The sequence below is a fragment of the Falsigemmobacter intermedius genome (genome assembly GCF_004054105.1).
Taxonomy (GTDB): Bacteria; Pseudomonadota; Alphaproteobacteria; order Rhodobacterales; family Rhodobacteraceae; genus Wagnerdoeblera; species Wagnerdoeblera intermedia.
Genome location: NZ_SBLC01000028.1, coordinates 26,429 through 36,455 on the forward strand (window position 1 = coordinate 26,429; position 10,027 = coordinate 36,455).

Consider the following 10,027-nt stretch of genomic DNA (forward strand, 5'->3'; position numbering starts at 1 on the left):
GATGACGATGATTTTTGGCATTCCGATCCAGGCCTTCATGGGGCAGCTGCTGCTGGGGCTGATCAACGGCTCGTTCTACGCGCTGCTCTCGCTGGGGCTGGCGGTGATTTTTGGTCTGTTGCGGGTCATCAACTTTGCCCATGGGGCGCAATATATGCTGGGGGCTTTTGCGGCCCTGCTGCTGCTGCAGTCCGGCGGCGTCAGCTATTGGGTGGCGCTGGCGCTTTCGCCGCTGATCGTCGGGATCGTCGCGGCCTTTGTCGAGCGCACCATGCTGGCGCGGCTCTACAAGCTTGATCACCTTTACGGGCTGCTCTTCACCTTCGGCCTGGCTCTCGTGATTGAGGGGACCTTCCGCTATTTCTTCGGCGCTTCGGGCAAACCCTATCCGGCCCCTGCGGCCCTGACGGGGGTGGTGAACCTTGGCTTCATGGTGCTGCCGATCTATCGCGGCTGGGTGGTTGTCGCCTCGCTGGTGATCTGTCTGGCGGTCTGGGCTTTGATTGAGAAGACCCGCCTTGGCGCAACCCTTCGGGCGGCCACGGAAAATCCGGTGCTGGTGCAGAACTTCGGCATCAACGTGCCGCTGCTGCTGACGCTGACCTATGCGCTTGGCGCGGGCCTTGCGGCAGTGGCCGGGGTGCTGGCGGCGCCGGTTTACCAGGTCTCGCCGCTGATGGGCACGCAGATCATCATCGTGGTCTTTGCTGTGGTCGTGGTCGGCGGCATGGGCTCGATCATGGGCGCGATTGTGACCGGTTATCTTCTCGGCATCGCAGAGGGGCTGACCAAGGTCTTCTACCCCGAGGCGTCCAATATCGTGATCTTCGTCATCATGGCGATCGTTCTGATCCTGCGCCCGGCGGGTCTTTTTGGGAAGGATGTGTAACATGTCACATGGAGCTGCTCATTCGGCAGGCCCCGATGAGGGCGTGGTCGCGCTGCATCCCAAAGCGCCGACCATCCGGCTGGTGATTATCGGGCTGCTGATCCTGGGGCTGATCTTTGCGCCCTGGTTTGCCTATCCGGTCTTTGTGATGAAGCTGATGTGCTTTGCGCTCTTTGCCTCAGCCTTCAACCTGCTGCTGGGCTATACGGGGCTGTTGTCCTTTGGCCATGCGGCCTTTTTCGGGGGCGCGGCCTATTTCACCGCGCACAGCGCCAAGGTCTGGGGCTTCACGCCTGAGCTGGCGCTGCTGACCGGCATGGCCGGCGCCGCCCTGATCGGGCTGGTGATCGGCATGATCGCACTGCGCCGCACCGGCATTTACTTCACCATGATCACGCTCGCGCTCTCACAGATGTTTTTCTTCTTCTGCCTGCAGTCGCCCTTCACCCATGGCGAGGACGGCATCCAGTCGGTGCCGCGCGGCCATCTCTTCGGGGTGATCGACCTCGCGCCGACGATGAATATGTATTACTTCGTCTTTGCCGTGGTGATGCTCGGGCTGCTGGTGATCTGGCGCTTTGTGAACTCGCCCTTCGGGATGATCCTGAAATCGATCCGCGAGAATGAGAACCGCGCGATTTCGCTGGGCTATTCGGTGATCAGCTACAAGCTCGGCGCCTTTGTGATGTCGGCCGCTCTTGCGGGGCTGGCGGGCGGCCTGAAATCGCTTGTCTTTCAGTCGGCAACGCTGACGGATGTCTCCTGGCAGATGTCGGGTGAGGTGGTTCTGATGACGCTGCTGGGCGGGATCGCGACGCTGACGGGGCCGTTCTTCGGCGCGGGAATCGTGGTGACGTTGCAGAACTACCTCGCCACCTCGAGCTTCCCGGTCACCATCCTGACGGGTCTGGTCTTCATGGTCTGCGTGCTGATCTTCCGCCGCGGCCTGATCGGCGAGTTCTACGCCTCAAAACTGGGTCAGAAACTCGGCTATCGCACCGAAACCTGAGGCCCTGCCCTGTGAACGACGCTTAAGCGGGCGCGGGAGATTTCCTCCGCGCCCGTTTTCCGTTACGTCCGAGGGAAACCACCGCTGATCCGGGGAAGCTGATGTCCGAAGAAGAAATCCGCTCGCGTTTCGGGCGTGAACTGTTCGCTGTGGCCCGGATCTGGCGGCGCGCGCTGACGCGCCATGCGGTGACGCTTGGGATCTCGGACGGGCAATGGGCGGTGCTCGACAATCTCAACCGCTCAGGTGACGGGGTGCCGCAGTCGGTGCTGGCGGATCGCATGGGGCTTGAGCGCTCGGGGCTGGTGCGGCTGCTGCGTGAGATGGAGGCCGCCGGGCTGACGCAGCGCGATCCCGATCCGCAGGATGCCCGCAGCCGCATTGTCTCGATGACCGGCGAGGGGCGCGCCATGGCCGAGCGGATCCTCAATCTTGTGCTGCCGATTGACCGTCATCTGTTGCGCAACCGCTCTGATGCCGAACTGCAGGTGATGCTGGAATGGCTGACGCAGATCCGGGCAGGGATCGAAGATCTTCCCGCCGAGGCAGGCGATGCAGAAAATTCTTCCGGCTAACTGACATCAAAAAGACTGATATATCAGTTTTTATCTTCAGGTGCAGAAACCCGGAATTTTCGAGGCCTGCGGCTTTCTATCCTCATTGCGCCCCTCATCGTGATTATGCGCGATATACTGGGATGAAATCTTCAGGATGTTCGAAATCCTCACCTTCCATAAAGATGATAAATCATCTAACTGACCTGTTCTCAGTCCTGCCGTGAGTCGCAGGCGGCCGCGTCACCGGATGCGGGCGAAGAAGGATATGTCATGCTGAAACCCCCTCTGAGCGCTCTTGGATTTGATCCGGCCCGGCTGAGTATGGGGTTTCGCACGGCCATCGGCTGCTGCATCGCCTTGTTTCTGGCCCATTTTCTGGGGCTGGAACATCCCCAGTGGGCGGGCATGTCGGTCTGGGCTGCGGCGCAGCCCTTGCGCGGTCAGGTCTTTGAGAAAAGCGCCTTTCGCTTCCTTGGTACGCTGGTCGGGACCGGGGTTGGGATCCTTCTGGTTCTGCTGAGCCAGATCGAGATCAGCCTGATGGTCACGGCGCTTGCGCTCTGGATCGGGCTTTGCACCTGGGGGGCCAGCCTGTGGCGGGGCATTCCGGCCTATGGTGTGGCGCTGGCGGGCTATTCCGCCTCGCTGGTTGCGCTGATCGACGTGGGGCGACCCGAGCAGGTTCTGTCGCTGGGGGCGGACCGGCTGGCGACGGTGCTTTTGGGGGTGCTGGTGGGTACGCTGATTGCCCAGGCTTTCGCGCCGGGGCGGGCCTCGGACGGCCTGCAGGGCAGGGTGCGCCGCCATGTTGCCCGCATTCTGCGCGCCCGCGCCGGGGGCCCGCTTCCGGATGCAGAGGCGCAGGTGCTGCTGGCAAAACTGGCCGCTCTCGATGAAAGCCTCGATGCACATGGGGCCGGATCCCCGGCGGGCCGCCAGGCTCTGCGTGCCGCGCGCCGCCTGGTGCTGGCCGGGACCGCCATGGTGCTGGAGGGCGATGCCGCGCCGCCGGCCCCGCGCCGCGATCTGCACCGGATTGCCGATCACCTGGAGCGCGGCCGCGATGAGGCGGCGAAGCTGCTCTGCCAGGGCCATCCGGGGCTGGACGATCTGCGCCTCTCGCTTCACGTGCTCGAGGCCGCCGCCGATGCCCCCCTGCCGGTCCCGCAGCACAGCGATCCGGCTGGCGCACGAGAGGCCGGGTTGCGGGCCTTTGGCGCCATCCTGCTTTTTGGTCTGGCCTGGGCGCTCTCGGGCTGGGCACCGGGGGCCTGGATGCTCCTCGGGCTGTCGGTGATGATCTCGATCTTCTCCTCCTTTGAAACGCCGGTGCTGGTCATGCGCCATGTGCTGCTTGGTCAGGTGATCGGGGTCTGCGCAATGCTGATCTGCCAGATGCTGCTCTGGCCGCTGGTCAGCACCGCAGCCGGTCAGATCGCCATGATGGTGCCCTTTCTGCTGCTCGGACCCTTCCTGAGCGCGCACCGCCGTACGGTGATTGCGGCCATGGATTTTCACATGGTTTTCCTGCTGCTCTCGCAGCCGCAGATCCCCTTTGTGGCCGATCCTTTGGCCGCGCTGGCCAAGGGGCTCGCTGTGGTTTCGGCCCCGGTGCTGGCCTGGGGGCTCTTTGCGCTGATCTGGCCCGCAGGCCCGGTCCGGCGGCTTGAGCATCTGCGCCTTGCGATGCTGGCGGATCTGTCGTCGCTGGCGGCCAGCGAAAGCGGCGGCGATTATGCACCGCGCAGCCGCAGCCGCCTATTGCTGCGCGCGCTGCCGGCGGCGGCCTTCGCGCAGAAGGTCACGCCGGGAGATCCGGGCCTTCTGCACCGCGCCCGCGCCATGCTGGTTTTGCAAAACGGCATCACCCGACTGCAGAGCCTGAAAGAGGCGCCCGGCCGCGAGGGGCGCGCCGCCCGCACCGCTCTGCGCCGGCTCGAGATGTTAAGCACAGCCCCGGCAACCGCGCTGCATGGCCTGCGCCACATCGCCGATCACGCCCCTGAGGAGTTGCGTCCGCTTCTGCGCCCGCTGGTGCCCGCGTTGTTGCGTGTCACACAAGAATAAACATAATCCGGATTATCAACCCTTCGCGTCAATCAGCCGCCCTCCGGGCGCGGCATGTCAAAAACGTCGAAATCCCGCGCATAGCGGCTGCGTCCGTCAAGCCGCGCGATCAGCTCCAGCGCCTCGCGGTCGATATGGCCGCGCGCGGGATTGGTGATCGCCGCATCGGAAATATGTGCGCCCAGAACTTCGGCCACCGCCGTCCCCTGGAACGGCCCGGTCTCGACGAACTGAACCAGGCGGCATTCAAAGGCGACCCGGGCCGCCGCGATGCGCGGGATGTCGATCCGCGCAGAAGGCAGCAGATCAATCCCCAGCACCTCAGCCTCTGAGACCTCGGGCGGATAGGCGGCAGAGGTCTGGTTCATCACCGCCGCCAGATCCTGCGAGACCAGGTGCACGACGAATTCACCCCGCTCGCGGATATTGCGGGCGCTGTCTTTCCAGTCATTGACGCCGGCCAGAAAGCCAACGGCAAGCGTCGGCGGGCTGCCCCCCATGGCGTTGAAAAAGCTGTAGGGTGCGGCATTGACCCGCCCGGTCTCATCGCAACTGGTGATCCAGGCAATGGGCCGGGGCGTCACCGTATTGGCCAGGATGCCATAGCCAAGCGCCGCCGCCGGGCCGCTGAAGTCGTAAAACATCGCCGCTCTCTCCTCTTTCGGCCAGATTAGCGCCGGGGCGCGATCCCGCAACCGATTTGCCGCACTGGACGCCGGCCCCCCGGCCCTGCGATATGGGGCAGATGCAGCCAATGGTCCGACATGTCCCGAATTGATCTGATGCGCGCCTTCGCCACGCTCGGCGAGTTCGGCAATTACCGCACGGCCGCTGAGGTCCTGGGCATCACCCAGCCGACACTGTCAAAGCAGATTGTGCGGCTGGAGGATATTCTCGGCCATCAGCTCTTTCACCGCTCCCGCCAGGGCACCGAGCTGACCGAGTTTGGTCAGGTGTAAAACAAAGTGCTATTTTGCCAGATGATGAGCTAAATTGCCAAAATGATATCGATATTTTGCCAGGCTCATAAAATTCAATGAGTTAGCAAACGCTCTCAGCGCAGCTCTGCAATGTCATCTGAGCTCTTTCAGTGTGCCGGTATCCCCATTCTGAGAGCTTGTCCCGGCGCAGCCATTCATCGGCACTGCTCTGAGTTCGATACAGGCGCTATCATGAGCATCACAGGCTGATCTCACCATCAGGACTGTCTCGTCTGCAGGATGCCAGGTTCGAGCTTTTTACCCTTACATTCGGGCTATCTCAAAGCCGCGTTGGGCCTTAGCTGAGACCCAAACGGTGTGTGCGGCCAGCGGCTCGATCCTCAGAGCTCTCCTCTGAGGCACCGCAACCGCGGTCCCCGGATCTCCAGGATCGGTAGCAACGTGGTTGCCAGGACAGCACTCACCGCCAGCGGACAGTTTTTTCTTGCGCAGACCGCCATGTCTTATCGATGCTGATCTTGGGAGGACGGTCATGGGTCTGTTTCTGATTATCGTCGGGCTGATTGTCGGTGGCCTCGCCACTTTCGCCTATGTTTACCTCATAGGCCTCGGCTGCGGGATGAACACCACGGGGTGTCGCTCAGACTTGATTGAGCTCTACTTCCGACATCTCTTTTTCGAAGAAGGTGTCATCTATCTGACCGTCATGGCATTCGCTGTGATGCTGCTGATCGGCGGCTTTATGGTCCGCAGATCCTGAACCCAGGCTGGGCACCCTGCGCCTCACCTGTTCTTTGATCGGCGCGTGGTTGCGATCCTGACCATCGGGGCTACATCAGGACTATCCCCTCTATAGGAAGTCTTATGTCCGTTCTGTTCGAACCCTTTACCCTCAAATCCGTGACCCTGCGCAACCGTATCGCGGTGCCGCCGATGTGTCAGTATTCCGCCACTGACGGTCAGGTGGCCGACTGGCATCTGCAAAACTACGCCTCGCAGGCGCGTGGCGGTGCGGGCCTTGTGATCGTTGAGGCCACGGCCGTCGCCCCTGAGGGCCGGATCACCCCGAACTGCCTCGGCATCTGGAGCGATGAGCTGGCCCAAGGCTTCGTGCCGATGGTTCAGGCCATCAAGGCGCATGGCTCTGTGCCGGGCATTCAGATCGCCCATGCCGGTCGCAAGGCCAACGCCAACCGCCCCTGGGAGGGCGACGACCACATCGCCACCAATGACCCGCGCTATTTGGAAACCATCGCGCCTTCGGCCATCGCGTTCGGCGGCAACCTGCCCCGCACCCCGCGCGCGATGGAGCTGGACGACATCGCCCGCGTGAAGGCCGACTTCGTCGCCGCGGCGCGCCGGGCGCTCGATGCCGGGTTTGAATGGCTGGAGCTGCATTTCGCCCATGGATATCTGGCGCAGAGCTTCTTCTCTAAGGATGCCAACCAGCGCACCGACGCCTACGGCGGCAGCTTCGAGAACCGCAGCCGGTTCCTGCGCGAGACGCTGGCTGCCGTGCGCCGGGTCTGGCCCGAGAAATTCCCGCTGACCATGCGCTTCGGTGTGACCGAGTTCAACGGCAGCATCGATGAGGATATGGAAGAGGCCGTCACCCTGACCCGCCTGTTCAAGGACGACGGCCTTGATTTCATGAGCGTCAGCATCGGCTTCTCGACCCCGCAGGCGCAGATCCCCTGGGCAACCAAGGGCTTCATGGGACCGATCGCGAAGCGCATCCGCGACGAGGCCGGCCTGCCGGTCGCCAGCGCCTGGGGCTTTGGATACCCCGATGTTGCCGAAGCCGCCGTGCGCAATGCCGAGCTGGATGTCGTGATGGTCGGCAAGGCTCATCTCGCCAACCCGCACTGGGCCTATGAGGCCGCCCGTGCCCTGCAGGTCGAGCGCCCGTCATGGGCCACCCTGCCCGCGCCTTACGCGCATTGGCTGGAACGCTACTGATAAACACCTCGCTGCCAGCTTTGATCGGGCTGGCAGCGAGATACAAACCGTGGGCGACCCGGCCTGAAACTGAGCTGCATTTTTCCCGTCAGATTGCTTGTGTCAGGGACCGTTGGCGTTACATCATGGTGCCTGAAGCTGTGATGTCAGGCGCGACTCCTGGTGAAAAATGGCCTTGTCCCCACGCCTGCCTCTGTTCGAAGACGAAACCGTCCGTTCCTGGATCGAGCGTCTGACGGCCTTCCACGGGCCCGCTTCGGTCGATGATCTCTGTCGTCAACTCGGGATCAATTACGAAGGCCTGCGCTTCGGCGAACGCGACGATATCTTCCGCCTGGGCGACATCACGGGCGAGAGCCCTGCCCTGATCCACCGCAATCTGCTGTCGCTCACCCGCACTGGCGGCCAGCGGATTGGTCCCCATGCACTGACCCATATCCTGCGGCCTCTTGATGAGAGGCATATTTGCCTGCGCTGCCTGCGGCAGGACGCCAAAGGCGGCCCGCCCGGGTTTCACCTGCGCGAACGCTGGGAATGGCGGCTGACGACATCTCAGCACTGCAGCCGGCACGGCTGCGAGCTGACCCGGATTGATGTGCCAGGCGATGACTGGCGTGAGGAGATTGCTCTGAATGCAGTTACTCGCCCGAAGCGCCAGGAAGGAACGCGCGCGGAGGATCTGTTCCACACCTGGCTCTGCGGAGAGATTTCAACGCGGTCAGGACGCGGCTGGACAGCCGCCATGTCGTTGCCTGCCGCCGTTGATGCCGTGGGTGTGATCGGTGCCACCTTGGGGCTGGGAATAAGGGACAGATGGCAGGATCTGGAATTTAGGGATCGGCAACGCGCTCTGAATGCCGGCTACACCCTGTTATGCCTTGATAAAGCAGCGCTGCGCCCTGCGCTTTTCGCCGGCTTTGGTAAGAAAATTCAGACCTTCGGCCAGGCACGAAACCATGGCAATCCAATGGGTGCGCTCTGGTCATGGATGCGCAACCGGCAAACACTTGCCCCGACCGATCCGCTGGCCGCAGAAATCTTTGCGACTTTCGAGGAGGTTCAGGCGTTAGCCGGCACTGTGAGCTGATGGATCTCGTGAAGCAGCAGTGTATGGATCACGCCGGATAAAATTTGGAGGCAGGGCCACGCTTTAAGGCGAAAATCGCAGGGGGTCTCACACTACACGACTCGCAACCTCAGGCTCTTCGGAATGACGATTTTCCGGTCGACGATGGGCTCGTCCTGGCCTGATCGCAATCGGCGGCGGAGTTCATGAAGCTTCGCAGCATCTCGGTTTCCACCCAGGTCGGACTGATGCTGTTGCAGGTGATGCCATGAGGGGCGCCCTCCAAAGCCACACAACGCCCCAGCCCAAGAAGCCCCGCCTTTGAGGCGCAATAGGCGGCATTGCCCGCCATGCCCGTGTGAGCAGCCATCGAGGCAATATTGACGATACGCCCCCACTTCTGAGCGATCATGCCTGGCATGACCGCACGGATCATCCGGAATGAGCCGCTGAGATTGATATTCAGCGTATCGTCCCAGAGCTGATCGCTATGACCCGCCACCTGCTCTTCTCGATAGATACCAGCAGCGTTCGCCAGAATGTCGATCTTGCCGAAGACCTTTGTCGCGCGAGCGACGAAACCTTCAACGCTGGCGCTGTCTGCAACATCAAGCGCTGAGACCCACAGCTTGTCTCCCCATTGCTCTTTGAGAGCTGCACTCAGGCCCGGCTCATCGGCACGCCGCGCACCAATGCAGACGCACATTTCGTCCTGCAGGAAGCGCTCTGCAATGGCTTTCCCAATCCCGGACAGGCCACCGGTCACGATGGCAACTCTGTTTTTCGTATTCAAAGCCCCTGCCCCTTACTCAGTGCGTCCGCAGGGATAGCAACGCCTCCCCAGCCAGTGTCGATAGCATCCAGAACCAGCGCCTCTCCCCACAAAGCTGTCTTGCGACAGACACGTTGTGCGCGCGAGCTGTTCGCAACCGGGCGGAACTGGACAAGTCCCGCCCACTCCAGCGGTTCAAGAACGGATTGGCGGAAGTTGAAGAGCTCTCGCCACCTGTCGCGCGATCCCGCATCGATCGGCCCGTAGAAGGCTGAAAACACGCGCTCTTCAGTCGGCTCCAGATCAAGGATCTGGTTCATGACGTTCAGCCAGATGTCCCAATTACCCGCAACACCTTCCCCGAACCGTGAGCACCCCGCGTGGTCGATCTTGAGGACGAACATCGGGACAATCGCGTCGAAGAGGGCGCCGGGCTTGCCCAGCAGATCTGTCCCTTTCCTCGTGATCAGGAAGCGCCCCTTGCTGTGACGCGCGAGGCGGGCCGAGATCAGAAGGTAGTGCAGCATCTGCAGCGGCGGGAAGTCGTGCTCGTTCAAGGCACGCCCCAAGGCATAGGGCTGATCTTGTCTTTCCCGCGGCCAGTCAAATTCCGACAGCGCCCAGGCAACAAAACTGCGCTTGAAGGCCTTGGTCTGCGTCAGCTCAATCCCGCGGTGCTCTGCCGCGTATCCCAGAATGAGACTCGCACCCCGCAGAATCGGGGAGCATCCAAGCGCTGCGTGCTCGTCGGGAATTGCTCTGAATGC

General features: G+C 62.3%; 11 protein-coding genes. 8 read left to right on the top strand and 3 right to left on the bottom strand.

Annotated elements, in window-relative coordinates; genetic code table 11:
* The first annotated feature begins 1 nt into the window (after nt 1).
* From EP867_RS15140 to EP867_RS15155, 4 genes are all read left to right on the top strand, one after another.
* A complete protein-coding gene (locus EP867_RS15140) occupies nt 2–889 on the top strand; it encodes a branched-chain amino acid ABC transporter permease (RefSeq protein WP_128490324.1) in 888 nt (295 codons plus the stop codon).
* Nucleotide 890: 1 nt separating this feature from the next.
* Nucleotides 891–1,898: a branched-chain amino acid ABC transporter permease gene (locus EP867_RS15145; protein WP_128490325.1), complete on the top strand. Its 1,008-nt coding sequence runs from the start codon at nt 891–893 to the stop codon at nt 1,896–1,898.
* A gap of 101 nt (nt 1,899–1,999) precedes the next feature.
* On the top strand, nt 2,000–2,473 hold the full coding sequence (locus EP867_RS15150; protein WP_128490326.1) for a MarR family winged helix-turn-helix transcriptional regulator: 474 nt from the start codon (nt 2,000–2,002) through the stop codon (nt 2,471–2,473).
* 252 nt (nt 2,474–2,725) lie between these two features.
* Nucleotides 2,726–4,522 (top strand): FUSC family protein, encoded by a 1,797-nt coding sequence (locus EP867_RS15155; protein WP_128490327.1) that lies wholly within the window; start codon nt 2,726–2,728, stop codon nt 4,520–4,522.
* 32 nt (nt 4,523–4,554) lie between these two features.
* Here the strand turns inward: EP867_RS15155 and EP867_RS15160 are convergent, their stop codons facing one another.
* Nucleotides 4,555–5,166, bottom strand: a complete 612-nt coding sequence (locus EP867_RS15160) for a flavin reductase family protein (RefSeq protein ID WP_128490328.1) — start codon at nt 5,164–5,166, stop codon at nt 4,555–4,557.
* Nucleotides 5,167–5,286: 120 nt separating this feature from the next.
* On the opposite strand from EP867_RS15160, the gene EP867_RS15165 reads away from it, so the two are divergent.
* The 4 genes from EP867_RS15165 to EP867_RS15180 all read left to right on the top strand — a co-directional run bounded on the left by EP867_RS15165 (nt 5,287) and on the right by EP867_RS15180 (nt 8,509).
* Nucleotides 5,287–5,481 (top strand): helix-turn-helix domain-containing protein, encoded by a 195-nt coding sequence (locus EP867_RS15165; RefSeq protein WP_174722339.1) that lies wholly within the window; start codon nt 5,287–5,289, stop codon nt 5,479–5,481.
* A 514-nt stretch (nt 5,482–5,995) separates the two neighbouring features.
* Nucleotides 5,996–6,223: a hypothetical protein gene (locus EP867_RS15170; protein WP_128490329.1), complete on the top strand. Its 228-nt coding sequence runs from the start codon at nt 5,996–5,998 to the stop codon at nt 6,221–6,223.
* A gap of 104 nt (nt 6,224–6,327) precedes the next feature.
* Nucleotides 6,328–7,422, top strand: coding sequence for an NADH:flavin oxidoreductase/NADH oxidase (locus EP867_RS15175; protein WP_128490330.1), 1,095 nt, complete (start codon nt 6,328–6,330; stop codon nt 7,420–7,422).
* A gap of 175 nt (nt 7,423–7,597) precedes the next feature.
* Complete coding sequence (locus EP867_RS15180) at nt 7,598–8,509, top strand: TniQ family protein (RefSeq protein ID WP_164888894.1); 912 nt, start codon at nt 7,598–7,600, stop codon at nt 8,507–8,509.
* Nucleotides 8,510–8,618: 109 nt separating this feature from the next.
* Here EP867_RS15180 and EP867_RS15185 read toward each other — a convergent pair whose 3' ends face one another.
* Together EP867_RS15185 and EP867_RS19865 are read right to left on the bottom strand one after the other, a co-directional pair.
* Nucleotides 8,619–9,281, bottom strand: a complete 663-nt coding sequence (locus tag EP867_RS15185) for an SDR family NAD(P)-dependent oxidoreductase (protein WP_128490332.1) — start codon at nt 9,279–9,281, stop codon at nt 8,619–8,621.
* Nucleotides 9,278–10,027, bottom strand: a 750-nt coding sequence (locus EP867_RS19865) for a hypothetical protein (RefSeq protein ID WP_164888895.1), incomplete at its 5' end; no start/stop codon positions are given. The genes EP867_RS19865 and EP867_RS15185, both read right to left, overlap by 4 nt.

Excerpts from the sequence above, each read along its gene's own strand:
- EP867_RS15170 (WP_128490329.1), top strand. The coding sequence starts at position 5,996 with ATGGGTCTGTTTCTGATTATCGTCGGGCTGATTGTCGGTGGCCTCGCC.
- EP867_RS15155 (WP_128490327.1), top strand. The coding sequence starts at position 2,726 with ATGCTGAAACCCCCTCTGAGCGCTCTTGGATTTGATCCGGCCCGGCTG.
- EP867_RS15150 (WP_128490326.1), top strand. The coding sequence starts at position 2,000 with ATGTCCGAAGAAGAAATCCGCTCGCGTTTCGGGCGTGAACTGTTCGCT.
- EP867_RS15160 (WP_128490328.1), bottom strand. The coding sequence starts at position 5,166 with ATGTTTTACGACTTCAGCGGCCCGGCGGCGGCGCTTGGCTATGGCATC.
- EP867_RS15175 (WP_128490330.1), top strand. The coding sequence starts at position 6,328 with ATGTCCGTTCTGTTCGAACCCTTTACCCTCAAATCCGTGACCCTGCGC.
- EP867_RS15145 (WP_128490325.1), top strand. The coding sequence starts at position 891 with ATGTCACATGGAGCTGCTCATTCGGCAGGCCCCGATGAGGGCGTGGTC.
- EP867_RS15165 (WP_174722339.1), top strand. The coding sequence starts at position 5,287 with ATGTCCCGAATTGATCTGATGCGCGCCTTCGCCACGCTCGGCGAGTTC.
- EP867_RS15140 (WP_128490324.1), top strand. The coding sequence starts at position 2 with ATGACGATGATTTTTGGCATTCCGATCCAGGCCTTCATGGGGCAGCTG.